Source organism: Amycolatopsis sp. NPDC102389, assembly GCF_044765885.1.
GTDB lineage: Bacteria > Actinomycetota > Actinomycetes > Mycobacteriales > Pseudonocardiaceae > Amycolatopsis.
In genome coordinates this window covers 35,377-59,850 of record NZ_JBIWKX010000004.1, presented here as the reverse complement: position 1 = coordinate 59,850, position 24,474 = coordinate 35,377, and the positions used below count along the sequence as shown (strand labels likewise).

The window sequence follows — 24,474 nt, the reverse complement described above, 5'->3', positions numbered from 1 at the left end:
CGCAGGTCAGCGCGGGTGGCGTTGCGGCTGCGGCTGCTGGTGGGGCTGCGGCTGAGGCTGCGGAGGGCGACGCGTCACGATCTGCGTCACCGGGCCGTCCGGCGACTTGCCGGCGCGGGCGAGCCAGCCTTCGACGTCGCGCCGCACGGCGGTGAGCGTCGGGCGACGGCGCGGCTCCTGGTCGAGCGACGCGATGAGGATCCGGGCGTGGGCGCTGCGGTTCGGCAGCTTCGACACCGGTTCGGCGCGGGCGGCGGCCATCAGCGCGGCCATCGGGGTCTCCCGGGTGCCGCGCGGCGGCTGGCCGGACAGCGCGTAGCTGACCGTCGCGGCGAGCTGCCAGGCGTCCGACGCCGGGCTGGCCGGCGAGCCCATCGCCTGCTCGGGAGCGACGAAGTCCGGCGTGCCGATCATCATCCCGGTCGCGGTCATCTTGGAGTCGCCTTGGCTGCGGGCGATGCCGAAGTCGATCAGGTGGGCGAGCCCGTTGCGGTCGAGGATGATGTTCGACGGCTTGAGGTCCCGGTGCAGCACACCCTTCTCGTGCGCCGCCGCGAGCGCACCCGCCATGGTCGACCAGAGCCGTCCGGCGGCGATGTCGTCGAGCGGGCCCTGCGAGTCGACGATCTCGGCCAGCGAGCGCCCTTCTAGGTACTCCATGACCAGCGCGAGCCCGTCGGGTTCCTCGACGAGGTCGTACACCTTGACGCAGTTGGGGTGGTTCACCACGGCCAGCGCACGGGCCTCGCGCTGCATGCGCTCTTCGGTGTCCCGGTCCGGCGCGTGCGCGATCTTCAGCGCGACCGTGCGGTTGAGCTGCGTGTCGACCGCTTCCCAGACGGTGCCGAAGCCTCCGTGGCCGAGCCGCCGGACGCGCTTGTAGCGGCTGCCGCCGGAGTTGCGGGAACCCGGAGGCGGCGGGATCGGGCCCGGGACCGCGGCCAGCCCGGGAGGTTCGGGCGCCTGCGCCAGCGCGGTCGCCGGGTACTGCTTGGCGGGTGGGGGCGGCAGCTGCGGCTGCGGCTTCGGGGCGGGCGGCTCCGGACGGTACGGCTCGATCTTCTGCCGGGGCTGCGGGTCCGGCCGGTTGATCACCGACCACGGCGGCGGGCCGACCAGCGCGACCGGGATCAGCCCCAGCACGCTGAACGGCAGGAACCCGAGCCAGAAGTGCACGGCGGTGTTCGCGCCCATGCCGACGCTCGCCAGCACCATCAGCACGAACGGGATCCAGAAGAACCGCGAGGGCCACTTCGGTCCCCGGCGGAACGCGGTGCGTGCCTGCAGCATCACGAACAGCAGCGACAGCGCCGGCAGCCCGACCAGCAGGATCAGGTAGAAGACGTAACCGAGCTGCATCCCGTTCGGGTAGAACAGGACCTCGTACACGTTCTGGCCGCGGCCGAGATATTCGCTCTGCCTGCCGATCAGCGGGCTGTAGTCGGTGTTGAAGGTCGACAGATCACTGCTCGAGAAGCCGGATTGGCCGCCCGATTTGGACGCGGCCTCCTGATACGTCTGCGACACGCCGGTGGCCAGCAGCCACGGCAGCAGGAAGACGGCGACGACGCCGATCCCGCCGAAGACGGACAGGGTCACCACGTCGTAGCGGTTGCCGGTGCCTTTGCGGATGATCGCGACGATCATCGCTCCCAGTGCGGGCAGCAGCGCGACCAGCGCTCCCGCGGTGCTCGTCGCCCACACCCAGTCCCCAGGCCAGATCCCTGGCCCGAACAGGCTGTGCGCGAACGAAAGCAGCGCGCTCGCTAGTCCCATGGACCCTGCTCCCCTCGCTCGTCGAGGCCGTTTCCGGCGGTTTTCCCCCTAGTTCAGCTTAGGACGCTCCATGCCCTCGCAGGGTTGCCGGGTTGTCGGGGGCGTCTCTCCGCCGTTACCACCAGGCATCGGCCCGCCCGGAAGTCCATGATGGGTCCGGATACCCGAACGCGAAGGAGCATTCGATGCACGCCGAGTCGTACCAGCGGAGCCTCGAAGACCCGGAGGGTTTCTGGCTCGAGGCCGCACAGGCGATCGACTGGACCCGCCCGCCGACGCAGGCCCTCGACGCGTCGAAGGCGCCCTTCTACCGGTGGTTCCCGGACGGCGAACTGAACACGGCGTTCAACGCGCTCGACCGGCACGTGCGGGACGGCCGCGGCGAGCAGACCGCACTGATCTGGGATTCGCCCGTCACCGATTCGGTCCGCCGGTTCACCTACGCACAGCTTCTGGACGACGTCGCGCGCTTCGCCGGCGCGCTCGCCTCCCTCGGTGTCGGGAAGGGCGACCGCGTCATCGTCTACATGCCGATGGTTCCCGAGGCCGCGGTCGCGATGCTCGCCTGCGCCCGGCTCGGCGCGGTGCATTCGGTCGTTTTCGGCGGCTTCGCGCCCAAGGAGCTCGCGGCGCGCATCGAGGACGCGAAACCCAAGGTCATCGTCGCCGCTTCGTGCGGGATCGAGCCGACGCGGATCGTCGAGTACAAGCCGATCATCGACGAGGCGCTCGCGGGAACCGCCCACCAGCCGGACAAGGTCGTGGTGCTGCAGCGGGAGCGCGCTCGCGCCGAACTGGGCGAGCGCGACGCCGACTGGACCGAGCTCGTCGCGAAGGCATCCCCCGCCGATCCGGTGCCGGTCGCGGCCACCGACCCGCTGTACATCCTGTACACCTCCGGCACCACGGGGAAGCCGAAGGGCGTCGTGCGCGACACCGGCGGGCACGCGGTCGCGCTGGCCTGGTCGATGGGCGCGATCTACGACATCCAGCCTGGTGACGTCTGGTGGACGGCGTCCGACGTCGGCTGGGTCGTCGGCCATTCCTACATCGTGTACGCGCCGCTCCTGATCGGGGCGACGACGGTCATGTACGAGGGCAAACCGGTCGGGACCCCGGACGCGGGCGCGTTCTGGCGGGTCATCGCCGACCACGGGGTGAAGGCGTTGTTCACCGCGCCGACCGCGTTGCGGGCGATCAAGAAGGTCGATCCGGACGGCGTCGAAATCGGAAAATACCAGCTCAGCGGATTCAAGACGTTGTTCATGGCCGGTGAACGGCTCGATCCGGAGACCTATCACTGGGCGCACGACAAGCTCGGGGTGCCGGTGATCGATCACTGGTGGCAGACCGAGACCGGCTGGCCGATCGCGGCGAATCCGCGCGGACTGGAACCCATGCCGGTCAAACCCGGCTCGGCGACGAAACCGGTACCGGGCTGGGACGTGCGGGTCCTGGACCAGGCGGGCGACCCGCTCCCCGCCGGCCGGGAGGGCGCCATCGCCATCAAGCTGCCGCTCCCGCCGGGATCGTTGCCGACGTTGTGGCAGGACGACGAGCGGTATCACGAGGCGTATCTCTCGCGGTATGAAGGCCACTACCTGACGGGCGACTCCGGATACGTCGACGAAGACGGCTACCTGTTCGTCATGGGCCGAACCGACGACGTCATCAACGTCGCGGGCCACCGGCTTTCGACCGGTTCGATGGAGGCCGTGCTGGCGTCGCATCCCGCCGTCGCCGAATGTGCGGTGATCGGCGTCCGGGACCAGCTGAAGGGGCAGCTTCCGCGCGGTTTCGTGGTGCTGAAGTCAGGCGCCGACGTCGACGCCGAGACGCTCAAGGCCGAATTGGTCGCGCTGGTGCGGCGCGACATCGGCCCGGTCGCCGCGTTCCGCGACGTGTCCATTGTGGACGCGCTGCCGAAGACGCGCTCCGGGAAGATCCTGCGCAAGACCATGCGCGGCATCGCCGACGGCCGCGACGAGCAGGTGCCCTCGACGATCGAGGACGCGAGCGTTCTCGATGCCTTGAAAGCGGTTCTGCGCGGCGAGTGACCGGTGATCGGTACGGCGTGCTGGTCCGATCGGGTGTTGTCGCCTTTGCCCTATTGGTCTATACCTTCTCAGGGAAGAGAGTCTCCAGTTATCCGACCGGAGGTGCTCCATGAGTAAACGCCTGTCCAGAGCCGTGCTCGGCGTGGCCGTCCTGAGCCTCGTGACGCTCGGTCTGCCCGCCACGGCGAGCGCGGGACAGCACGCGAAGGCCGAACGGACCGTCACCGACGTCGTCCCCGCGCCGGTCGACGCGAAACCCGACCCTCGCGCGAACTTCCGTCTCGGCCCCGCGACCGTCATCCGCACCGACCGCGAAGGCAAGCAGGTCGCCGAGTACCTGGCCGGGCTGCTCCGGCCCGCCACCGGCTACCGGTTGCCCGTCGTCACCGGTCACCGCGGCGGCGGCCCCGCCATCTCACTCGAAACCGGGCAGGCGAGCGGCCGCGTCGGCACCGAGGGCTACCAGCTCAAGGTGTCGCCTTCCGGCGTGACCTTGAAGGCGAACACCGACGAGGGCCTGTTCCTCGGCGTGCAGACTCTGCGCCAGCTGCTCCCGTCGGAGATCGAGTCGAAGACCGTCCAGAAGCGTTCGTGGGTGGTCTCGGGCGGCACGGTGCTCGACTACCCGCGCTTCGGCTACCGCAGCGCGATGCTCGACGTCGCCCGGCACTTCTTCACCCCCGCGCAGGTCAAGCTGTACATCGACCAGATCGCGCAGTACAAGATCAACAACCTCCACCTGCATCTGAGCGACGACCAGGGCTGGCGGATCGAGATCAAGAGCTGGCCGAAGCTCGCGACCGTGGGCGGGCAGACGGCCGTCGGCGGCGCTCCCGGCGGCTACTACACGCAGGAGCAGTACAAGGACCTGGTGCGCTACGCGGCTTCGCGGCACATCACGATCGTTCCCGAGATCGACATGCCGGGACACACCAACGCGGCCCAGTATTCGTACGCAGAACTGAACTGCGACGGCAAGCCGATACCGCCGCGCACGGATATCGAGGTCGGCTACAGCTCGCTGTGCATCGGCAAGGACATCACCTACAAGTTCGTCGACGACGTCATCCGCGAACTGTCGGCGATCACCCCCGGGAAGTACATCAACATCGGTGGCGACGAGGCGCACTCGACCACTCCGGCGGATTACCAGACCTTCGCCACGAAGGTGAACCCGATCGTCGCGAAGTACGGCAAGACGATCACGGGCTGGCACGACATCGCCAAGACGAATCCGCCGGTTTCGGCCGTCCCGCAGTTCTGGGGCACGACCGGGACGGACGCGGACGTGGCCGCCGCAGCGGCCCGCGGCAACAAGATCCTGATGTCGCCCGCGAACAAGGCGTACCTGGACATGAAGTACCACCCCGGGACCCCGCTCGGCCAGGACTGGGCCGCGTTGATCGAGGTCAAGGACGGCTACGACTGGGATCCGGCCACTTATCTGCGGGGTGTGACGGAGAAGAACGTCATCGGCGTCGAGGCTCCGCTGTGGTCGGAAACGCTGATCACCAGTGACCACATCGAGTTCATGGCGTTCCCGAGGCTTCCCGGATACGCCGAGATCGGCTGGTCGCCGAAGGGATCCCGGACCTGGGACGCCTACCGGCTCCGGCTCGCGAAACAGAGCCCGCGATGGGTTCAGCAGGGCATCGACTTCTATCGGTCCACGCAGGTCGACTGGAAGTAGCGGGCGATGAACGGGCCGTTCCTTGCGAATTTCGCAAGGAACGGCCCGTTCATCGCACGGCCGCGGCGTCGAGACGGGCGGTGATCGCGGCCCGGGCGACCGCGTACGGCTCAGTACCGCCGAACATCACCGAATCGGCGTTCGCGGCCCGCCCCAGCGCGTGCAGCTCGAAAGCCAGCCGGTTCACGTCGACCGACTCACGCAAGTGCCCGGCCTTCCGCGCTTCGACGGCGGTCGACCGGATGAACTGGGCGAAGGCCCGGCTCGCGTTCGCGACCGCGTCGTGCACGCGGCCGGTCCGCGCGTCGAATTCGGCGCCGGTGTTGAAGAAGAAACAGCCGCCCGGGAACACGCGGCGTTCCGAGTAGTCGAGCCAGTTCGCGCACAGCGTGCGCAGCCGCTCGATCCCCTGCTCGACCTTCAGCGTCGGCTCGACGACGTTCTCCGCGAAGATCGCGCTCGCCGTCTCGACCGCCGCGAGCTGCAATTCCTCCTTGGAACCGAACAGGGCGAACACCCCGGATTTGCTCAATTCCAGTTCGGTGGCGAGCCTACCGAGGGACAACCCGTCGAGCCCTTCGACGGACGCGATGTCGACAGCGCGCCGAAGCACGATCCGCCTCGTCGCGTCACCGCGGGCCACCCGGCCGTCAACCGGCATTCCGTTCCTCTCGCCGCCTCTTCGCCGATGCCAGGCCGTCACGGTACTGCCGGGAAAGCGACGGCGCCGCGAGCACCCGGTCCAGCAGCGACCAGTAGGCGTCTCGGCGGTCGTCGTCCAGCTGGGCGACGTTGGTGAACGACGCGACGTACACCTCGGCGATCGTCGGGTTCACCGGATCGCGTTCTTCGAGCGTCATGCGACCCGACGTGGGGACCTCTCCAGTCCGGAGCACCCGCAGGTACCAGCCGCTGCGACCCGAATCGATCATCGCCGGGATGATGTCCTTGCGTCCCGTCTTCATCGCGAGCTTGAAACACGGCGTCCGCGGCTGCGAGACCTGGACCAGCGCCTCTCCCCAGGCCCAGACGTCACCGACCCGCACGTCGTACTCGTCGGCGCCCGTCACCGAGGCGTTCTCCCCGAAATCACCGGCCGACACCGGAAAACCCTGCTCCGACCAGGCCGCGTAGTGCGTGGCCGGGTACACGTAGACCGCCTTGTCGACGCCGCCGTGGACGGTGCGATCCGCCTGGTCGTCGCCGGCCAGATTGATCTCGTCCAGTTTCAGGAACGGCGCCTCCACCCGCGATTTCGCGATGGCGCTGTACACCGGGACGTCCCGCTTCCGCCCCAGCACGGACGGCCGCCCGACGAAGACCTCGTTCACTTCGAGAGTGCTCACACCCTAGAAGATAGCACGATCGTTCGTATACATTGCCGCCATGGATCTCATCGCACTCACGACCCGGGCACATCGAGCCGCCGGAGCCACGATCGCCGGAATCGGCGCGGACGACTGGGACCGCTCGACCCCCTGCGCCGAGTGGACCGTCCGCGACATCGTGAAACACCTGATCGAGGGGCACGATTCCCGCACCGCGCAGGCGACCGGCCACCCGACGAAGACCCGGCCGTCGGCCGACGAAGACCTCGCCAAGTCCTACGAAGAGAGCTCCGCCGAGTTCCTCGCGGCCTTCGACGCCGAAGCGCTCGACAAGACCTTCGACTTCGGGAGCTTCGGCCCGCTCCCCGGGAAGAACGCGCTGGCCGTGCTGTTCGTCGACACGCTCACCCACGACTGGGACCTCGACACCGCCCTGGGCCGCGAACACCGCTGGGACGACGAGCTCGCGGAGGCCGCGTTGAAGATCGCGAGCCGCTACCCCGACGTGATGCCGGTGCGCGGGCCCGGCGGCGCCTTCGACCACGCTGTCGAGACACCCCCGGACGCCGGGCCCGGTGACCGGCTCATCGCGTTGCTGGGCCGTTCAGCTCAGCCGACTCCTCGTCGCTGAACAACCGGGACCGGACCAGGAAACGGACCCCTTCGGGCGCCTCCAAGGAGAATCCGCTTCCCCGGCCAGGAACGACGTCGATGGTCAGATGCGTGTGCTTCCAGTACTCGAATTGGGGGCCCGACATCCACACCGGAACGTCGTCGATGCCCTCGACGCTCAGGTCACCAAGGTGGACGTCGGACGCCCCGGTGCGGAATTCGCCCGCCGGGTAACACATCGGGGCGCTCCCGTCGCAGCATCCGCCGGACTGGTGGAACATCACCGGCCCGTGGAGTGACACCAACCGCCGCAGCAGATCCGCGGCGGCCGGTGTCAAGCCGACCCGCTCGGCCATCAGAAGAACCCGAGCGCACTGTCCGAATAGGACACCAGCATGTTCTTGGTCTGCTGGTAGTGATCCAGCATCATCTTGTGGTTCTCGCGCCCGATCCCGGACGCCTTGTAACCGCCGAAGGCCGCGTGTGCCGGGTAAGCGTGGTAGTTGTTGACCCACACCCGGCCCGCCTGGATGTCGCGGCCGGCGCGGTAGGCGGTGTTGCCGTCGCGCGACCAGACACCGGCGCCGAGGCCGTACAGCGTGTCGTTGGCGATCTTCAGCGCGTCGGCGTAGTCGTCGAACCTGGCCACCGAGACGACCGGGCCGAAGATCTCCTCCTGGAAGATCCGCATCTTGTTGTCGCCCTCGAAGACCGTCGGCTGCACGTAGTAGCCGCCGGACAGTTCGCCGCCGAGGTCGCTGCGCTCACCGCCGGTGAGGATCTTCGCGCCTTCCTTCTGGCCGATGTCGATGTAGGAAAGGATCTTCTCCAGCTGGTCGTTGGAGGCTTGCGCGCCGATCTGCGTCTCGGTGTCGAGCGGGTGACCCTGCTTGATCTTCTTGACCCGTTCGACGGCGTCGCCGAGGAACCGGTCGTAGATACCGGACTGGATCAGCGCCCGCGACGGGCAGGTGCAGACCTCGCCCTGGTTCAGCGCGAAGAGCGCGAAGCCTTCCTGCGCCTTGTCGTAGAACGCGTCGTTGGCCGCGGCGACGTCGTCGAAGAAGATGTTCGGGCTCTTGCCGCCGAGTTCGACGGTGACCGGGATGATGTTCTCGCTGGCGTACTGCAGGATCAGCCGTCCGGTGGTGGTCTCGCCGGTGAACGCGACTTTCCGCACCCGGTTGCTCGACGCGAGCGGCTTGCCCGCCTCGACACCGAAGCCGTTGACGATGTTCAGCACACCCGGCGGGATCAGATCGCCGATGAGCGACATCAGCAGGTGGATCGACGCGGGGGTCTGCTCGGCGGGCTTCAGCACGATCGCGTTGCCGGCGGCGAGCGCGGGCGCGAGCTTCCAGACCGCCATCAGCAGCGGGAAGTTCCACGGGATGATCTGGCCGACGACGCCGAGCGGCTCGTGGAAGTGGTACGCGACGGTGTTGTCGTCGATCTGGGAGATGCCGCCCTCCTGGGCGCGCAGGGCGCCGGCGAAGTAGCGGAAGTGGTCGATGGCCAGCGGGATGTCGGCGGCCAGGGTCTCGCGGACCGGTTTGCCGTTCTCCCACGATTCGGCGACGGCGATCGCTTCGAGGTTCTGTTCCATCCGGTCGGCGATCCTGAGCAGCACGTTCGCGCGCTCGTCCACCGAAGTCCGGCCCCAGGCCGCGGCCGCGCCTTCGGCCGCGTCGAGCGCGCGATCGATGTCGGCGGCGGTGCCGCGCGCGACCTCGGTGAACACCTGTCCGGTCACCGGGGTCGGGTTCTCGAAGTACTGACCGCTCGCGGGCGGTACGTACTCGCCCCCGATGTAGTGGTCGTAGCGCGACTCGTAGCTGACGACGCTGCCTTCGGTGTTCGGTGCCGCGTACTTGGCCATCTTTCCTGCCTCATCGCTAGGGGTGGCGGTCGACGGCGAAGTTAGGGCGGGTGAGGTTGCACGCACGTTGCAACGAAGTGAGCGTGGTCACCTATTCTCGGAAACGTGGCGGAGCTGCCCGGACGTGAAGCGTCGCCGCGTGACCCTCAGGCGTACGCGCGGCTGCTGAAGGACGTCCACGACGCCGTCCTCTCCGGCGTTCCCGCGCCGCGTTCCCCCAGGTCGATCGTGTCCGCTTCGTGGAATCGCTCGCTCGCCGCGCACGTCGATCCGGACAGCGGCGTCGCGCCGCTGGTCTACGACTCCGGTGAAGTGCACGGCCTGCGCGACGAGCATCCGCTGGCCCCGGTGCTGCCGATCCTGCGGCAGACGCTGGTGAGCATCGCCGACGACGCCGAGCACATGATGATCGTGACCGACGCGGCCGGGCACATCCTGTGGCGAGAGGGCGCCGCGGGCGTGCTGCGGCGCGCGGACGGCGTGATGCTCGCCGAAGGCACTCGCTGGAGCGAAGACGTCATCGGGACGAACGCGATGGGCACCACCCTCGCCACCGGGGAGCCGGTGCAGATCTACTCGGCCGAGCACCTGGTGCGGACCTACCACGGCTGGACCTGCGCGGCGGCGCCCGTGCGCGATCCGGAGACCGGCGCGCTGCTCGGGTCGATCGACGTCAGCGGTCCGCTGCGGACGGTCCATCCCGCGATGCTCGCGCTGGTCACGGCGGCCGCCCAGCTCGCCGAAGGCCAGCTGCGGGCCCGGCTCGCGATGCGCGACGAACGGCTGCGGGTCGCGAACATGACTCACCTGGAAGCGTTGCGCGGCGCGCCGGGAGCCTTGCTCTCGGCGAAGGGCCGCGTGCTGGCGTCCGAATCCTGCGGCGACCTTCCCTCCACCGTGGACATCCGGCCGGGCGGCGGCGCGGTCACCCTGCCCGACGGGCGCCTCGGCACGGTGGAGCCGTTGAGCGAGGGTTACCTGCTGCGCCTGCGGAACCGGGGTGCGTCGCGGCGTCCGCGGCTGGCGCTGGAGTTCCTCACCGACGGGCCACCATCGACCACAGTGGACGGTCGCGAGGTGCCGTTCACCTTGCGGCACGCGGAGATCCTCACGCTGCTCGCCCTGAACCCGGGCGGTCTCTCGGCGGAGCGGCTGGCACTGCTGCTCTACGGCGAGAGCGGCAATCCGGTGACCGTGCGCGCGGAGATCCACCGGCTGCGGACGCAGCTCGGATCGGACATCGTGCAGACGCGGCCGTACCGGCTTTCCGCCGAGGTGGACGCCGACTTCCTGCGGGTCCGCGAGGCACTCAAACGAGGCGACGTCACGGCCGCGGCGGACGCGTTCCGCGGTCCGCTGCTGCCCGAATCGGAGTCGCCCGCCGTGCGCGAGGAACGCGAAGCCGTCACCGCGTCGGTCCGCCGGGTCGTGCTCGGCAGCGGGAACGCGGCGGCGCTGTGGGCGTACTGGGAGACCCCGTGCGGGGCCGACGACCTGGAGATCGTCGACGCGCTGTGCCGGGTGCTCCCGGACGGCGATCCGCGGCGTGCTGTCGCCTTCACCCATCGGAGCCGTCTGAACCGCTGAGTAGACAGCGTCTACATCAGTTTGATAGACAGTGTCTACAAGGTGAACTCGCGGTTACGGAGATCTGGATGGGCTACCAACGTTTCGTCGCGCTCGGCGACAGCTGCGCCGAAGGGCTGGCCGATCCGCATCCCTCGGGCGGTTTCTACCGCGGCTGGGCCGACTTCGTCGCGGCACGCCTCGCCGAGGAAGAGCCCGGTTTCCGCTACGCCAATCTCGCGGTCCGCGGCCGCAGACTCGACCAGATCCACGCCGAGCAGACGCCGGCCGCGAGCAGGCTCCGGCCGGATCTGATCGCGTTGTTCGGCGGCGGCAACGACGTGATGAGCCGCGGCTGGGACGCGCGCACGGTCGCCCGCCGCGTCGACACGGCCATCCGCGCCTGCACCGAGATCGCGCCGCGGGTCGTCACCTTCACCCTCAGCGACATCTCCCACCGCATGCCCATGGGCCACCGCATGCGCCCGCGCATCGTCGCGCTGAACGACGCCGTCCGCGAGGCGTCCGTCAGCTACGGCGCGACGCTGGTCGACCTCTGGCCGGACGACGCCGCGCACGATTCGCGCTACTTCGGTCCGGATCGGCTCCACCTGTCCGAGCAGGGCCACCGGCGGCTGGCCGGGCACGTGCTCGGCAAGCTCGACGTCACCCACGACCCGGCCTGGCTCGCCCCGCTGCCCGGATCGGCCGGACGTCCCGGCCTGCGCGCGGACCTGCGCTGGTTGACCAGGGAGGTCTTCCCGGTCGCGGTCAGCCGGTTCCGCAACCGGCTCATCGGCCGTCAGCCGGGCGACGGCTTCCTGCCGAAACGCCCCGACCTCCTGCCCGTTCTCGAGGAGACCCGGTCGTGGGCGCCCGAACCCGCCTGATCGAGACCGCCGCGAACCTGCTGGCCGAAGAAGGCGTCGGCGCCGTGACGCTGCGCGGGATCGCCAAGGCCGCGGGGGTCTCGCACGGCGCGCCGCTGCGGCATTTCACCGGCCGCGCGGCCCTGCTTTCGGCGGTCGCCACCCGCGGTTACACCGACTTGCTCGAGCGCAGCGCCGATCTGCCGGCCGGGACACCACGCGAACGGCTGATCGCGGCCTGCCACGGTTATCTCGACTTCGCGCTGGCCAATCCGGCGATGTTCGAGCTGATGTTCCGCCGCGATCTCATCGATCCGGACGATCCCGAACTCACGCGGGTGAGCAGCGCGGTGTTCGACTTCTTCGCCGCCTTGGTCGCCGACGTGCAGGAAGGCGGCTGGCATCCCGCGACCGACCCGCGGCTGCTCGCGTCTTCGCTGTGGGCGTCGCTGCACGGTCTCGCCCAGCTGTGGCTGTGGGGCGGACTTGCGGGTGCGAGCTTCGCGCCGTCACCGGAGCGGGCGCTGGCCGTCACGCTGGACGCCTATCTCGGCTGAATCACGCCGTTGAAGTCCTTACCCAGTACGGATTTCGCCGCATACCAACCGCCCATCCCGTGCACACCCGGGCCCGGCGCGGTCGCGGCCGAACACAGGAAGACACCGCCCAGCGGAGTCCGATGTGGATTCCAGCGCGGAACCGGCCGACCGAGCACCTGCCGCAGATTCACCGCGCCCGCCGCGACGTCACCGCCGGGGTAGTTCGCGTTGTAGGCCTCCAGTTCCGGCGCGGTGATACAACGGCTCGCCAGGATCGTGTCGGAGAATCCGGGTGCGAACCGTTCGATCCGCCACCGGACGAGCTCGGTGGCGTCCCGAGGATCCCCTTGCGGCACATGGCAATACGCCCACACCGGCCGTTTGCCCGGCACTCCGCGGGACGGGTCGATCGTCATCGGATCCGAAACGAGGACGAACCGGTCGTCCGGATCTTCCCCGCGCACGATGGCGTTTTCGGCGGCGTACACCTCGTCTCGCGCGCCTCCGAGATGGACGGTGCCCGCCTTGCCGACCTCCGGCACCGCCCACGGAACCGGTTCGGACACCAGGAAGTCGACCTTCGCCACGCCGGGCCCATAGCGGTAGGCCTCCAGCGCCTTCCGGTATCGCGGCGGCAGCAGATCGCCGGCGATTTCGAGGAAACCGCGCGGGGCGAGGTCGAGGATCACCGTCCGCGACTTCGCCAACTGCCGCAGATCGGTGATCCGGCTGCCGGTGTGGATCCGTCCCCCGCGGGCGCGGAGATCGGCGGCGAGAGCCTCGGTGATGGCCTGGCTTCCGCCGCGAGCGATCGGCCAGCCCGTGGAATGCGCGAGGTGGCCGAGCAGCAGTGTCGCGCCGGCCGCGGCGAGGGAGGGCTGACGGCTCATCACATGCGCGGAAACCCCGGACAGCAACGCGGGTGCCTCCGGACCGGTGAACAAGCGGCGCTCCGAACCGGACGCGAGCAGCGCGATCCTGGCGGGGAGGAGGGCCGCGGCGCGAAGGTCGCGGGGCGGGTGGCGAAGGTCTCCGAGCAGGAGATCGGCCAGTTCGCGGCTGCGTTCGGCCAGCGGGCCCAGCAGACGGCGCCACCGGGGCCCGTCCGCGCCGAGTGCGTCACAGGTCCGGTCGAGATCTTCGTACGCGAGCCCGGCCCGGTCACCTTCCAGGGGATGCGCGTACGCGATTTCCGGCCGCAGAAGGTCGACGCCGTGCGCGGCGAGGTCGAACCAGCGGAAGAACGGAGACGCCGCGGCCAGCGGATGCCCGGTGGCGCAGATATCGTGCCGGACTTCGGGATCGAACAGCGACGCCGTGCGCGTCCCGCCGCCGATCTCGTCCGCCGCCTCGTGCACTTCGACCGTCAGCCCGGCCCTGACCAGCAGGACCGCCGCCGCGAGCCCGTTCGGGCCGGAACCGACCACCGACACGTCGACCGACATACCGCCCCCTCGCCGGGTTCCGAACAGCTCGTCCGAATATTGTCGGACCTCTCTCCTAGATTGATCCGCTCCAACCCAATCAGGAAGGAGGACCATGCCCGACCATGACACGCTGCTCGCGCGCGTCCGGAAACTGCTCGCGAAGGCGGAGGACCCGGCGGTCACCGAGGCCGAAGCCGAGTCGTACAACACCAAGGCCGCCGAACTGATCGCCCGGTACGGCATCGATCAGGCGTTGTTGGCCGCCTCCGGGGCGACCGCCGACGAGATCACCCAGATCAAGATCCCCATCGACAACCCGTACAGCCGGGACAAGGCGGGGCTGCTCACGAACATCGCGCATCCGCTGCGCTGCCGCGCCCTGCTGCACCGGCTCGGCCAATCGGTCACCGCGGTGACAGTGTTCGGTTTCCGTTCCGATCTGGAGCGGACGGAACTGCTGTACACCAGCCTGCTGCTGCAGGCGACCACCCAGCTGACCAGGGTCCGCCCGGAGAACCGGGTGTTCGCGGGCGAATCACTGGCCGCGTACCGGCGGACGTGGCTGCACGGATTCTCCGGCGCGGTCTACGAACGGCTCCGCAACAGTGAGGACACCGCGGCCAGGACCCATACGGCCGCCGCCGGTCACCGCTCCGCCGAACTGGTGATCCAGGATCGGACGGCGATGGTCAAACAGGCGTACGACGAGCAGTACGGCGACCTGCGCTCGGCGCCGCCGAGGCGGCTGTCCGGCAGCGGCTATCTCGACGGTCACTCCGCCGGTGAGCGCGCCAACCTCAACACCACAGGGATCACCGGACGGCGCCGCGCGCTGCCCGTACGCTGATCAGCACTCCCGCCGGAGGGCTCTCGTCCCGCTCCGGATGCCGTACACTGTGAACCAACGCCTCGTCGCAGGCACCGTGAAGAGCGAAGCTCCACCGAATGGGCAGACGTCGAACGCGCCCACCGTGAGATAACCGCAGCAAGGACAGGCGCGCGTTCCGTTCCCGTTCGCCCTTCCGGAAAACCACCTCGTGAGAATCGCGTGTCCTCGGGTCTACTGAGGACATGATCGTGATCGAAGACCTGGCCACCCGCCCCGAATTGCGCGAGCCCGCGCTCGGCCTCGGCGGTGTCGGCGGCGAATTCCTCCAGCACGGTCTGGCCGGCCTGCTGGCGAAATCGTCCCATCTCGCCGCCCGCTGGCCGGAATACTTCCTCGTGCTGCTGGAGGACGGTGTTCCCGTGGCGAGGACCGCCGCCGTCCCGGTCGGCTTCCCGACCGCCGAACGCCCGGAGCTGCCGGACCACGGCTGGGACGCAGCGCTGATCTGGGCCGCGGAAGACCTGCTGAGCACCCGTGAGACGAATACGTTGATCGCACTCGAAGTGATGGTCGCGCCAGGCCGCCGTGGCGGCGGCCTGGCCACAAAAGCGTTGGAGGCGTTGAAAAAGCGTGCTTCGGAAACAGGTATGCGCAAGCTCGTCGTGCCGGTCCGCCCGGCCGGGAAGGAGAACGAACCAGAACTGTCCTTTGAGGACTACGTCGCCCGCCGTCGCGCGGACGGGCTGCCGGAGGATCCGTGGCTGCGCACGCACGAACGGCTCGGCGCCCGGTTCGTGAAAGTGGCGCCGTTCGCGATGACGGTCACCGGCACCTTCGCCCAGTGGAAGGCGTGGACCGGCGTCGAACTCCGGGACGGTCTCACGGCCGTGCCGGGCGGGATAGCGCCGGTGCTCGCTTCCCCGGCGCTGGACGTCGGCGTCTACACGGAACCGAACGCCTGGCTCGAACACCTGGTAGACGGAGCCAGCACCTGCTAGATTTCTTTGGCATGTGCAGGAGCTCGGCATGACCGCCACCGGACCGTCCGGCGACGAGTTGCTGCGGCTGCTGGGGGCGCTGGCGAATCCGCACCGGCTGCGGATCGTCGCGGCGCTGCGTGCGGAGCGCGCGTATGTCAGCCAGCTGGCGCGGGAGCTCGGCATCAGCCGAGCGCTGCTGCAGCTCCACCTGCGCAAACTGGAGGCGGCCGGGCTCGTGTCGGCCGCACTGGAGCTGTCGGAGGACGGGAAGGCGATGAAGTTCTACGAGGTGAAGCCGTTCCTGGTCGAGCTGAGCCCGGACACCATCGCCGCCGCGGCGCCGACGCTGAGCACACCGGCACCGGGTGACGAGGGGGAACGATCGTGAACTGGCATCAATGGCAGGAGGTCGCCGGCCTGATCGGCATCTTCGTGTTCCTCACCGTGGTGATCACGGTGGTCGTGTGGCAGTTCGGCGCGACCATCCGGGCCAGGGGCGCGCTCGCGCGCGAGCAGGAATACCGCAGGCTCGCCGAGAAGGCCGTCCAGGCGCAGGAAGAGACCGAACGCAAGCTGACCGAACTCGACGGACGTCTCGCGGATCTCCGGAAGAGCGTGGGCACGGTCGAGCGGATCCTCAAGGAGGTCGACTGACCACCGGTGAAAGACCCTGGGCCGCCGAGCGGCAACTCGACGGCCCAGGAAAGAAGAAGCAAAAACCTCGCCCGAGGCATCTCACTCCTTCACGCAAAGGACTGTAGTTCATGCTGCCCGAAAAGATCGCCGCCTGGTCCCTGCGCCACCGCGCGGTCACCCTCGTCGGCTGGGTCGCCCTCGTGGTCGTCGCCCTGCTGTCGGGAATGCTGCTGGACGGCGAAAGCCGGCGGAGCACCGATCCCGGTGAGTCCGGCCGCGCCCAGACCGCTCTGAACGCCCAGAACACCTTCGAACCCTTACGCGAAAACGTCCTCGTCGAGGCGAAGGAACCCGGCTCGCCGCCGTTCTCCGCGAACGAAGAACTCCGGCGGGCGACCGAAGACCTGGTCGCCACGCTCACCCGGTCCGGCTCGGTCACCGACGTCCGCTCGCCGCTGGCCGACGGCGGCGGCGAGCGGACCTCGGCCGATGGCACATCCGGACTCGTCGGGTTTTCGATCGCCGGCGAGGAGAAGGACATCCGCCCGAACTTCGAGACCGCGACGGCGCAAGTGGACGCGGTCGCCGCCCGGCATCCTTCGGTCCGGTTGGGCCAGTCCGGAGATCTGAGCCTGTCGTCCGTGGTCGACAAGGGAATCCGGGAGGACGTCAAACGCTCGGAACTCCTTTCCCTGCCACTGACGCTGGTGATCCTGCTGATCGTCTTCGGGGCGCTGGTCGCCGCGTCGGTCCCGTTGCTGCTGGCGGGCACGAGTGTCGCGGCGGCGTTCGGCTTCCTGTCCGTCATCGACGACTTCACCCCGATCAACGGCGCGACGACGGTGATCACCTTGCTCATCGGGATGGCGGTGGGCGTCGACTACTCGCTGTTCTTTCTCAGGCGCCAACGAGAAGAACGCGCACGCGGGCATTCGATCGACGCCGCGACCCGGATCGCGGCACGGACCTCCGGGCACGTCGTGGTCGTCTCCGGGATCACGGTCGTCCTGTGTGTGAGCGGGCTGGTGTTCACCGGGCTCGACAACTTCACCGGTCTCGCGATCAGCACGGCGTTCGTGGTCGGACTGGCCGTGCTCGGCTCGGTCACCGTGCTGCCGGCGCTGCTCTCGCTGCTGGGCGACAAGGTCGATCGCGGGCGGATTCCCTGGCTGGGCAAGCGGCGTACCGCCGCGGAGAGGTCGCGGTTCTGGTCCGCGACCGCCCGCGTGGTCACCCGGCGGCCGGCGTGGTGGGGCGGGCTGGCGGCCGCGTTACTGATCCTGCTCACGCTGCCCGCGCTCGGCATGCGCCTGCAGGATCCGACACCGGCGGAGAGCCTGCCGCGTTCGATGCCGGCGATCGACGCCGCCGCCCGCACCCAGGCGGCCTTCCCGGGAGTGGTCTACCCCGCCACGGTGGTGCTGACGGCCGAGAACGGTGGCCCGGTCGACACCCCGGCCCTGCGGTCGGCGATCACGGATCTCGAACGGCGGATCGGCGAAACCTCCGGTGTGCTGAACAAACCCATCGCCGTCGCCAACGTCGACGAGGCCGTGGTCGTCCGGGTCCCGCTCTCCGGCGCCGGCCGCGACGCGGAAGCCGACGCGGCGCTCGCGAAGCTGCGCGCCGAAGTGCTCCCCGCGACGATCGGCGAGGTGGACGGCGTCGACTACGCGGTGTCCGGCCGGACGGCGAGCGCCCGTGACTTCGCCGACCGGGTCGTCGAACGGATGCCGCTGGTCTTCGGGTTCGTCCTGCTGGCGGCGTTCGTGTTGCTGCTGCTGGCTTTCCGGTCCGTGCCGGTGGCGCTCGTGTCGATCGTGCTGAACCTGCTGTCGATCGGCGCGGCCTACGGCGTGCTCACCTGGATCTTCCAGGACGGCCATTTCGCTTCCCTGCTGGGATTCACCCCGTACGGCGGGGTGGTCGGCTGGCTGCCGATGTTCATGTTCGTCCTGCTGCTCGGGCTGAGCATGGACTACCACATCTTCATCCTCAGCCGGATCCGTGAACTCCGGGCCGATGGCGCCATCGCCGCGATCGTCCGCGGCACCGGCACGAGCGCGGGGGTGGTCAGCGGCGTGGCGGTGATCATGGTCGGCGTGTTCAGCGTCTTCATCACGTTGAGCGCGATCGAGTACAAGATGATGGGGGTCGGGATGGCGGTCGCCGTCCTGATCGACGCCACGCTGGTACGCGGGGTGCTGCTGCCCGCTTTCCTGGCGTTGCTGGGAGAACGGGCCTGGCGGCGCGACCTTAAATCCGTGGCTCCCGGACGCGTCCCGGAACTATCGTCGCCGAATGCCTGACGCGCTCTTCGCCCACGCCCGGCTCGCCCCGATCTACGACGCCTTCGACGGCGCTCGCGACGACCTGGACCACTACCTCGCGATCATCGCCGAGCTCGGGGCGAAGAGAGTGCTCGACGTCGGCTGTGGCACCGGCTGCCTGGCCGTTCTGCTGGCCGCGCGCGGGATCGAGGTCGTGGGGGTCGATCCCGCGAAGGCGTCACTGGAGATCGCGAAGGCCAAAGACCAGGAAGGGAAGATCACCTGGATCCATGGTGACGCGAAAGCGGCGGGTGACGCGAGGGCCGATCTCGCGGTGATGACCGGGAACGTGGCCCAGGTCTTCCTGACCGACGCCGAATGGAGCCGGACCCTCGAAGGCATCCGCACGGCGCTGGCGCCGGGTGGCCATCTGGTCTTCGAGATCCGGCGCCCCGGCCGTCGCGTATGGGAGGACTGGAGCGCCGACACCGCGCACGACATCATCGACGTCCCCGGCGTCGGCGAGGTCGAGCAATGGCGCGAGGTCACCGAGGTGAACCTGCCGTTCGTGTCGTTCCGGTACAGCTACCGGTTCTCCGACGGCGAGGTCGTCACCTCGGACTCGACGTTGTGGTTCCGCGAACGCGAAGACCTCGAATCCTTGCTGGCGAGCCACGGTTTTCGCGTTCTGGACGTCCGGGACGCCCCCGACCGTCCAGGACGCGAGTACGTGTTCATCGCCCAGCGCGGCTAGAGGATTTCGCCGTCCGCGATGGTTTTCGGCCCGGTGATCTTCACATCGCCCCGGACGACGACGTTCTTCCCGAAGGTGACGTCGCCGTCCACCGCGAGGCTCGTGCACTCCTTGAGCGAAGGCACGGAAGGGATACGCGCGTCGAAGTCCGGTAGGAGCTTGTAGAACTCCTTGCTCAGCGACACGACCGGCGGGGTGGTGGTGAACTCCGGGACCATCTCCCCGCCGTCGTCGAGCACGTACGCGTCGGACCGGACGACCAGCAGATCGTCGGTGGTCTTGACCGGCGCGAACCGGGTCCGCGGGATCTCGATGGCCCGCGCGCCCTCGACCGAGCCGATCGCCGCGCCCATCGCCGTTTCGAGCTGGATCACCGGCGTGCTGGTGGCATCGGCGGGGTCGACGGTCTTCCGGTTCACGATCAGCGGCAACAACGGCGCGGCGGGGTCGGCGTCCTGCAGCGCCTTCAGCCGTTCGAGATCGAACCAGATGTTGTTGGTGTTGAAGAAACGCCACTTGGCGACATCGCCGAACGAGTCGTCGCCGTCGGGGACCTGCGCGGATTCACGCAGCACGATCCGGCCCGCGCGCCGCGCGAGGTGCCCGCCCTTGCGGTCGGCCGCGGTGCCGAGCACCGTCTCCATCGCGAACGGGATGTCCTCGTTCGCGAGCCAAGCCGCGATCCGGGCGTCCGGGAGGGCGCCGAGGTTGTCGGAGTTGGACACGAAACACCAGCGGATCCCCTCCGCCAGCAGGGTTTCGAGCATCCCGCTCACCGCGAGCGCGACGTAGATGTCGCCGTGGCCCGGCGGGCACCATTCGAGCTCCGGGTTCGCGGGCCATGCGGCGGGCCGCCCGTCGGCGGTGATCTTCGGTTCGCGCCCCTGCAGGAAGTCGGCCGGGATGACGTCGTCGGCGAGATCGGGATACTTCTTCAGCAACTCCAGCGAAGGTTCGCGGGTGCCCGCCGAATTCATCAGGATCAGCGGAAGCCGCGCGTTGTACTTCTCGCGGGTCGAAAGCACCTGCATGGCGATGACGTCGAGGAACGTCTTCCCCGGTTTGATCTCCAGCAGCGATTTCGGCCCGGTGAGCCCCATGCTCGTACCGAGCCCGCCGTTCAGCTTCAGGACGGCGGTGCGGTCCAGCACCCGGCGCGCCTCTTCGGGATCGGGCTCCGGCAGATCCACGAGCCTGCTGATGTCATCGAGAGGTTCGAGTTCGTTTCCCGGCAATTCACCGGCGCCGGGTTCGGTCAGCTGCTCGAGACGCCGTCGCAGGGCCGCCAGCTCCATGGCGTGAGCGCCCGCGGAACGCATTTTCGACAGCGTTTCGGCGAACTGTTCGGACAGGTGCGCGTCAGAGCTCATTGTGCCCTTTCTGAACCACTGCGTCGGGGCGTCAGTCTATCGACCGGGCGCGGCGCCAGGCCGTGCTCCGGGGTCAGTACCCCGGTCATGCGGATGTCATGCGGTTCCGCGGGCAACTCACGCACGAGTTCGGCGTCCCGGACGACGGCGATCAGCGCCGCGCCTGGCGCGGCGAGGGGGAGCGACCGGTCGTAGTACCCGGCGCCGCGGCCGAGCCGGACCCCTTCGTCGTCGACGGCGAGCGCGGGGATCAACACCACATCGGCCGTCCTCAGCGTGTCGGAACCGAGGCGGCGACCGGTCGGCTCGAGCAACCCCCTCAGCCGTCCCGGTCCGAGACTCGACGGGCCCTCGTAGGCGGCCCACTCCAGCGGGCCCGCCGTGTCGGGGACGATCGGCAAGAGCACGCGTTTGCCCTGGTCCAGAAGTTGATCAAGCAGTGCCGCCGAACCCGGTTCGGTACCGAACGGGACGTAGGCGCACACCACCTCACCCGGCAGCCGAGCGGCGGCGACGACGAGCGCCGCAGCCTCCCGCGCGCGCTCTTCCGACACCTGCGAACGCCGTTCGGCGGTTATCCGAGAACGCCACTCCGCTTTACTCAGGTGTTCATTGCCGGGCTCGACCACGTGGTCAGGTTAGGCTTCACGCCTATGACAGGCGCAGCGACCACCACGGCGGCACGGACCACGAGGAGCTTGCCCGATCGGGCGATTTCCGCGGCTTCGGACCGCATCACTCCTGGTAACGGTGGTGAACTTCAGTTCACCGACGGGCCTTCATCGCGTGCCTGGTCGAACGAACGGATCGAGATCCCGCAGCCATGACGGAACCCATCGCCGAAGCGGCCGAGACCGAAGACGCGGGACAGTTCCGTTCCGTCGAGGATCAGATCTCCCTGACTCTGGACGCCGCGGTACGCCCGCGTCCGGTCCGGGTCGCCATCTCCGAGGCTCAGGGCCTCCTGTGCGCCGAAGAGGTCGTCGCCGAACACGCGCTGCCCGGTTTCGACCAGGCAGCCGTCGACGGTTACGCGGTGCGAAGCGTCGACGTCCGCTCCGCGGGCCAGGAGCCGGTGCAGCTGCCGGTCGTCGGCGAGATCGCCGCCGGTTCCCGCCAGCCGCGGCGGTTGCAGCCGGGCCAGGCCGTGCGGGTCGACACCGGCGCGCCGCTGCCCACGCTCGCCGACGCCGTCGTCCCGACCGCCTACACCGACGGGCACCAGGCCAAGGTCACCGTGCACAGGTCGGTGCCTTCGGCGGGCTACGTGCGCCGGACCGGTGAAGACGTGCAGATCGGCGACGTCGCCGTGCGCAAGGGCGACACCATCGGCTCGGCCCAGGTCGGGCTGCTCGCCGCGGTCGGCCGGGCGAAGGTCCTGGTCTACCCGCGGCCACGGGTTTCGATCGTGTCCGTCGGCGACGAGCTGGTCGACATCGACCGCACGCCGTCGGTCGGGCAGGTCTACGACGTCAACTCCTACGCGCTGTCCGCGGCCGCGCGGGACGCGGGCGCCGAGGTGAGCCGCGTCGGCATCGTCCCCGGCGATCCGAAACGCCTCCGAGAGATCGTCGAAGGCCGCCTGCTGATGTCGGAGATCGTCGTCGTCGCGGGCGGCGCCGGCGGGAGCGCGGGCGACGAGGTGCACGCGGCACTGTCCGATCTCGGCCACATCGACATGACGCGCGTCGCCATGCACCCCGGCTCCGTGCAGGGTTTCGGCAGGCTCGGTCCCGATTCGGTACCGACGTTCCTGATCCCCGGCAACCCGATGAGCGCGCTGGTCGTGTTCGAGGTGCTGGTGCGCCCGCTGATCCGCGCCGCGCGCGGCACCCGCAACCCGCACCGCCGGATCGTCGGCGCGCGGCTGCTCTCCCCGATCACCTCGACCAAGGGGCGCAAGGGTTTCCTGCGCGGGCAACTGCTGCGGGACGAGGGCAACGGCGAGTACCTGGTGCAGCCGCTCGGCACGTCCGGCGCGCATCTGCTCGCGTCGCTGGCCGAGGCGAACTGTCTGATCAACATCGACGAAGACCTCACCGAGGTCGCCGCGGGCGAGCAGGTCAAGGTGACCTTCCTGGCCCAGCGGGCGTAATGGGCGCACCGATTTCCGGCGTCGCGTATCCGATCGAGAGCAGGCATCCGGGCTGGCCCGCGAAGCTGGGGCCGCTCCGGGTGCCCGCCGGGATCCTCGCCGTCCGGCCGGTCCGTCTCCGGGACGCCGGCGACTGGAGCCGCGTCCGGCTGCGCGACCGCGAGCACCTGGAAATGTGGGAACCGACCGGCGTCGGACCCTGGCCGGATCGCAACGCGTATTGGTCATGGCCGTCCCAGTGGCTGGCACTGCGCGGCCTGGCGAGGCGCGGTCAATGTCTCCCGTTCACCATCACGGTGGACGGACGCTTCGCCGGGCAGATCACTGTGGGTAACGTCATCCGGGCGTCCCTCCGCTCCGCCTGGATCGGCTACTGGGTGTCATCGGACATCGTCCGCGGCGGCGTCGCGACCGGCGCGGTCGCCCTCGTCACCGACCACGTCTTCGACTTCGGCGGACTGCACCGGCTCGAGGCGACCGTCCGCCCCGAAAACACTCCCAGCCTGCGGGTTCTCGCCAAAGCGGGCTACCGGCAAGAAGGACTTTTCGAGCGCTATCTCGATGTCGCGGGCGGCTGGCGGGACCATTTCTGCTACGCCGTCACCAAGGAGGAGACCGGTGACGGACTGGTCTCACGGCTCGTCTCGAAGGGCCTCGCGGAGCGCGTTTGACCCCGTCACCGGGTCGTTCCGGTGACCGCGTTACCACAAGCTGTGAGATTCACCTAATTTGGTGATGCATTTTCCGTGATCGAAACCGGCGAGTCTGCGCGGCGTGTGTGACTGTTGTGGCTAGCGTGACTACAGCAGTGGATCGGGGGAGGTGACGGGAGATGCCCAGTTCGGTGATCATCGTCGCGCTCGCAGCGGCATGGCTCGTCGTTCTCGTGCCCATGGTCGCCCGCAAGCGCCAGCAGGTCGCACGGACGACGGACTCGGCCTTGGCGGCGCGAGTCGTGCGGAGCGGGAGCACACGCCACGAGGGACCGGAGGAGTTCGCGATGGCGGAGAACACGGAACCATCGGTAGAAGACGACCTGGCCGAGCTCGAGGCGGAGCTCGACGCCGACCTCGAAGACGAGGCACCGGAAGCCGAACCGCTTCCCCAGCCCTCGCACGCGGCCCGCCCGGAAAGAGAACGCCAAGGCGCCGGCTACCGGCCCGGCCGGGGCGGATTCGACCCGGAGGCGGCGGACATCGCCGCCCGCGCCAAGTACGCGTTCCGGCAGCGCGTCGTCATCGCGCTCCTGGTGCTGGTGGTCACGACCGCCGCCGTCGCCGGCTTCCTGACCCCGACGGTCTGGTGGGCCAACGGTGTCGTCGACGCCGTCCTCATCGGCTACCTGGCGTACCTGCGCCGCCAGGTCCGCATCGAGAACGACATCCGGCAGCGCCGCCTCGCCCGCTTCAACAACACCCGCGCCCCGCGCCGCCCGGCGATCGACGACGAAGACCACGATGCGCACGAGTCCCGTGAGGACATCGAGGTCGTCGCCACCGAACGTCCGGCCGTCGTGGAACGCAAACCGTCCCCGATGTCCCGCCTCCGGCGCCAAGCCGTCGTCGTCGACCTCGACGACGAGGATCCGGCCTTCCACGAGCTCGACGAGCCCGGGACCAGGCCTTTCCGCCGGGCCGCCGGAGAGTGACCCCCCTTGTTCGGGGCTCCGTGAGCCACTGATAGGCTCATGGAGCTCCAAACGAGGGGCAAGCTTCACCAGGGGCTGTAGCGCAGTTGGTAGCGCGTCTCGTTCGCATCGAGAAGGTCAGGGGTTCGATTCCCCTCAGCTCCACAGTT

The 24,474-nt window shown here is 69.1% G+C and carries 23 protein-coding genes and 1 tRNA gene; 16 read left to right on the top strand and 8 right to left on the bottom strand.

From position 1 onward, the window contains the following. Positions 1-6: 6 nt before the first annotated feature. Entirely contained in the window at positions 7-1,776 is a 1,770-nt protein-coding gene (locus tag ACIRGA_RS05830) for a serine/threonine-protein kinase (protein ID WP_400936979.1), read from the bottom strand. A 185-nt stretch (positions 1,777-1,961) separates the two neighbouring features. On the opposite strand from ACIRGA_RS05830, the gene ACIRGA_RS05825 reads away from it, so the two are divergent. Further along, positions 1,962-3,833, top strand: a complete 1,872-nt coding sequence (locus ACIRGA_RS05825; RefSeq protein ID WP_400936976.1) for a propionyl-CoA synthetase — start codon at positions 1,962-1,964, stop codon at positions 3,831-3,833. A gap of 109 nt (positions 3,834-3,942) precedes the next feature. Further along, complete coding sequence (locus tag ACIRGA_RS05820) at positions 3,943-5,523, top strand: beta-N-acetylhexosaminidase (protein ID WP_400936973.1); 1,581 nt, start codon at positions 3,943-3,945, stop codon at positions 5,521-5,523. 49 nt (positions 5,524-5,572) lie between these two features. On the opposite strand, the gene ACIRGA_RS05815 is transcribed toward ACIRGA_RS05820, so the two are convergent. Then, positions 5,573-6,184 carry a TetR/AcrR family transcriptional regulator gene (locus tag ACIRGA_RS05815; RefSeq protein WP_400936970.1) on the bottom strand — a complete coding sequence of 204 codons (612 nt, stop codon included), beginning with the start codon at positions 6,182-6,184 and terminating at the stop codon, positions 5,573-5,575. After that, positions 6,174-6,869 (bottom strand): MOSC domain-containing protein, encoded by a 696-nt coding sequence (locus ACIRGA_RS05810; protein WP_400936968.1) that lies wholly within the window; start codon positions 6,867-6,869, stop codon positions 6,174-6,176. The genes ACIRGA_RS05815 and ACIRGA_RS05810 overlap by 11 nt, the downstream gene beginning before the upstream one ends. Positions 6,870-6,909: 40 nt before the next feature. On the opposite strand from ACIRGA_RS05810, the gene ACIRGA_RS05805 reads away from it, so the two are divergent. After that, the gene (locus ACIRGA_RS05805) at positions 6,910-7,482 is read left to right on the top strand and encodes a TIGR03086 family metal-binding protein (protein ID WP_400936965.1); all 573 of its coding nucleotides are present in this window, start codon (positions 6,910-6,912) and stop codon (positions 7,480-7,482) included. Here the strand turns inward: ACIRGA_RS05805 and ACIRGA_RS05800 are convergent. Both ACIRGA_RS05800 and ACIRGA_RS05795 read right to left on the bottom strand, forming a co-directional pair. Continuing rightward, a complete protein-coding gene (locus ACIRGA_RS05800; RefSeq protein WP_400936962.1) occupies positions 7,436-7,819 on the bottom strand; it encodes a DUF779 domain-containing protein in 384 nt (127 codons plus the stop codon). The genes ACIRGA_RS05805 and ACIRGA_RS05800 overlap by 47 nt on opposite strands. Further along, positions 7,819-9,342: an aldehyde dehydrogenase family protein gene (locus ACIRGA_RS05795; protein WP_037340578.1), complete on the bottom strand. Its 1,524-nt coding sequence runs from the start codon at positions 9,340-9,342 to the stop codon at positions 7,819-7,821. Before ACIRGA_RS05795 ends, ACIRGA_RS05800 begins: the two co-directional genes overlap by 1 nt. Positions 9,343-9,447: 105 nt before the next feature. Here ACIRGA_RS05795 and ACIRGA_RS05790 point away from each other — a divergent pair, with 105 nt between their 5' ends. From ACIRGA_RS05790 to ACIRGA_RS05780, 3 genes are all read left to right on the top strand, one after another. Then, complete coding sequence (locus tag ACIRGA_RS05790; protein ID WP_400936960.1) at positions 9,448-10,929, top strand: GAF domain-containing protein; 1,482 nt, start codon at positions 9,448-9,450, stop codon at positions 10,927-10,929. A 68-nt stretch (positions 10,930-10,997) separates the two neighbouring features. Next, positions 10,998-11,798, top strand: a complete 801-nt coding sequence (locus tag ACIRGA_RS05785) for an SGNH/GDSL hydrolase family protein (RefSeq protein WP_400936957.1) — start codon at positions 10,998-11,000, stop codon at positions 11,796-11,798. After that, the gene (locus ACIRGA_RS05780; protein WP_400936955.1) at positions 11,777-12,334 is read left to right on the top strand and encodes a TetR/AcrR family transcriptional regulator; all 558 of its coding nucleotides are present in this window, start codon (positions 11,777-11,779) and stop codon (positions 12,332-12,334) included. The genes ACIRGA_RS05785 and ACIRGA_RS05780 overlap by 22 nt, the downstream gene beginning before the upstream one ends. On the opposite strand, the gene ACIRGA_RS05775 is transcribed toward ACIRGA_RS05780, so the two are convergent. Continuing rightward, complete coding sequence (locus ACIRGA_RS05775; RefSeq protein WP_400936952.1) at positions 12,322-13,761, bottom strand: phytoene desaturase family protein; 1,440 nt, start codon at positions 13,759-13,761, stop codon at positions 12,322-12,324. The genes ACIRGA_RS05780 and ACIRGA_RS05775 overlap by 13 nt on opposite strands. Before the next feature lie 94 nt (positions 13,762-13,855). Between ACIRGA_RS05775 and ACIRGA_RS05770 the strand changes: the two genes are divergently transcribed. The 6 genes from ACIRGA_RS05770 (at position 13,856) to ACIRGA_RS05745 (ending at position 19,212) form a co-directional block, all read left to right on the top strand. Next, on the top strand, positions 13,856-14,590 hold the full coding sequence (locus ACIRGA_RS05770) for a DUF2786 domain-containing protein (RefSeq protein ID WP_400936950.1): 735 nt from the start codon (positions 13,856-13,858) through the stop codon (positions 14,588-14,590). A gap of 224 nt (positions 14,591-14,814) precedes the next feature. Continuing rightward, positions 14,815-15,570, top strand: a complete 756-nt coding sequence (locus ACIRGA_RS05765; protein ID WP_400936948.1) for a GNAT family N-acetyltransferase — start codon at positions 14,815-14,817, stop codon at positions 15,568-15,570. Positions 15,571-15,598: 28 nt separating this feature from the next. Further along, entirely contained in the window at positions 15,599-15,940 is a 342-nt protein-coding gene (locus tag ACIRGA_RS05760; RefSeq protein WP_038522344.1) for a helix-turn-helix domain-containing protein, read from the top strand. Beyond that, positions 15,937-16,206 carry a hypothetical protein gene (locus ACIRGA_RS05755; protein ID WP_038508185.1) on the top strand — a complete coding sequence of 90 codons (270 nt, stop codon included), beginning with the start codon at positions 15,937-15,939 and terminating at the stop codon, positions 16,204-16,206. Before ACIRGA_RS05760 ends, ACIRGA_RS05755 begins: the two co-directional genes overlap by 4 nt. Before the next feature lie 110 nt (positions 16,207-16,316). After that, positions 16,317-18,497, top strand: coding sequence for an MMPL family transporter (locus ACIRGA_RS05750; protein WP_400936945.1), 2,181 nt, complete (start codon positions 16,317-16,319; stop codon positions 18,495-18,497). Beyond that, positions 18,490-19,212, top strand: a complete 723-nt coding sequence (locus ACIRGA_RS05745; protein ID WP_400936942.1) for a class I SAM-dependent methyltransferase — start codon at positions 18,490-18,492, stop codon at positions 19,210-19,212. The genes ACIRGA_RS05750 and ACIRGA_RS05745 overlap by 8 nt, the downstream gene beginning before the upstream one ends. Here the strand turns inward: ACIRGA_RS05745 and ACIRGA_RS05740 are convergent. Next, complete coding sequence (locus ACIRGA_RS05740; protein WP_400936940.1) at positions 19,209-20,582, bottom strand: UTP--glucose-1-phosphate uridylyltransferase; 1,374 nt, start codon at positions 20,580-20,582, stop codon at positions 19,209-19,211. The two genes, ACIRGA_RS05745 and ACIRGA_RS05740, sit on opposite strands and share 4 nt — an antisense overlap. Further along, positions 20,579-21,187, bottom strand: a complete 609-nt coding sequence (locus ACIRGA_RS05735) for a 5-formyltetrahydrofolate cyclo-ligase (protein ID WP_400937361.1) — start codon at positions 21,185-21,187, stop codon at positions 20,579-20,581. Before ACIRGA_RS05735 ends, ACIRGA_RS05740 begins: the two co-directional genes overlap by 4 nt. Positions 21,188-21,405: 218 nt before the next feature. Between ACIRGA_RS05735 and glp the strand changes: the two genes are divergently transcribed. The 4 genes from glp to ACIRGA_RS05715 all read left to right on the top strand — a co-directional run bounded on the left by glp (position 21,406) and on the right by ACIRGA_RS05715 (position 24,469). Then, entirely contained in the window at positions 21,406-22,677 is a 1,272-nt protein-coding gene (gene glp / locus ACIRGA_RS05730) for a gephyrin-like molybdotransferase Glp (RefSeq protein WP_063273172.1), read from the top strand. Beyond that, the gene (locus tag ACIRGA_RS05725) at positions 22,677-23,348 is read left to right on the top strand and encodes a GNAT family N-acetyltransferase (RefSeq protein ID WP_400936937.1); all 672 of its coding nucleotides are present in this window, start codon (positions 22,677-22,679) and stop codon (positions 23,346-23,348) included. The genes glp and ACIRGA_RS05725 overlap by 1 nt, the downstream gene beginning before the upstream one ends. 161 nt (positions 23,349-23,509) lie before the next feature. Then, complete coding sequence (gene glpR / locus ACIRGA_RS05720) at positions 23,510-24,325, top strand: gephyrin-like molybdotransferase receptor GlpR (protein ID WP_400936935.1); 816 nt, start codon at positions 23,510-23,512, stop codon at positions 24,323-24,325. A gap of 71 nt (positions 24,326-24,396) precedes the next feature. Continuing rightward, a tRNA-Ala gene (locus ACIRGA_RS05715) sits at positions 24,397-24,469 on the top strand. Positions 24,470-24,474: the final 5 nt, after the last annotated feature.

Excerpts from the sequence above, each read along its gene's own strand:
- glp (WP_063273172.1), top strand. The coding sequence starts at position 21,406 with ATGACGGAACCCATCGCCGAAGCGGCCGAGACCGAAGACGCGGGACAG.
- ACIRGA_RS05770 (WP_400936950.1), top strand. The coding sequence starts at position 13,856 with ATGCCCGACCATGACACGCTGCTCGCGCGCGTCCGGAAACTGCTCGCG.
- ACIRGA_RS05800 (WP_400936962.1), bottom strand. The coding sequence starts at position 7,819 with ATGGCCGAGCGGGTCGGCTTGACACCGGCCGCCGCGGATCTGCTGCGG.
- ACIRGA_RS05765 (WP_400936948.1), top strand. The coding sequence starts at position 14,815 with ATGATCGTGATCGAAGACCTGGCCACCCGCCCCGAATTGCGCGAGCCC.
- ACIRGA_RS05825 (WP_400936976.1), top strand. The coding sequence starts at position 1,962 with ATGCACGCCGAGTCGTACCAGCGGAGCCTCGAAGACCCGGAGGGTTTC.
- ACIRGA_RS05740 (WP_400936940.1), bottom strand. The coding sequence starts at position 20,582 with ATGAGCTCTGACGCGCACCTGTCCGAACAGTTCGCCGAAACGCTGTCG.
- glpR (WP_400936935.1), top strand. The coding sequence starts at position 23,510 with ATGCCCAGTTCGGTGATCATCGTCGCGCTCGCAGCGGCATGGCTCGTC.
- ACIRGA_RS05795 (WP_037340578.1), bottom strand. The coding sequence starts at position 9,342 with ATGGCCAAGTACGCGGCACCGAACACCGAAGGCAGCGTCGTCAGCTAC.
- ACIRGA_RS05725 (WP_400936937.1), top strand. The coding sequence starts at position 22,677 with ATGGGCGCACCGATTTCCGGCGTCGCGTATCCGATCGAGAGCAGGCAT.
- ACIRGA_RS05830 (WP_400936979.1), bottom strand. The coding sequence starts at position 1,776 with ATGGGACTAGCGAGCGCGCTGCTTTCGTTCGCGCACAGCCTGTTCGGG.
- ACIRGA_RS05785 (WP_400936957.1), top strand. The coding sequence starts at position 10,998 with ATGGGCTACCAACGTTTCGTCGCGCTCGGCGACAGCTGCGCCGAAGGG.
- ACIRGA_RS05745 (WP_400936942.1), top strand. The coding sequence starts at position 18,490 with ATGCCTGACGCGCTCTTCGCCCACGCCCGGCTCGCCCCGATCTACGAC.
- ACIRGA_RS05750 (WP_400936945.1), top strand. The coding sequence starts at position 16,317 with ATGCTGCCCGAAAAGATCGCCGCCTGGTCCCTGCGCCACCGCGCGGTC.
- ACIRGA_RS05760 (WP_038522344.1), top strand. The coding sequence starts at position 15,599 with ATGACCGCCACCGGACCGTCCGGCGACGAGTTGCTGCGGCTGCTGGGG.
- ACIRGA_RS05805 (WP_400936965.1), top strand. The coding sequence starts at position 6,910 with ATGGATCTCATCGCACTCACGACCCGGGCACATCGAGCCGCCGGAGCC.
- ACIRGA_RS05820 (WP_400936973.1), top strand. The coding sequence starts at position 3,943 with ATGAGTAAACGCCTGTCCAGAGCCGTGCTCGGCGTGGCCGTCCTGAGC.
- ACIRGA_RS05775 (WP_400936952.1), bottom strand. The coding sequence starts at position 13,761 with ATGTCGGTCGACGTGTCGGTGGTCGGTTCCGGCCCGAACGGGCTCGCG.
- ACIRGA_RS05815 (WP_400936970.1), bottom strand. The coding sequence starts at position 6,184 with ATGCCGGTTGACGGCCGGGTGGCCCGCGGTGACGCGACGAGGCGGATC.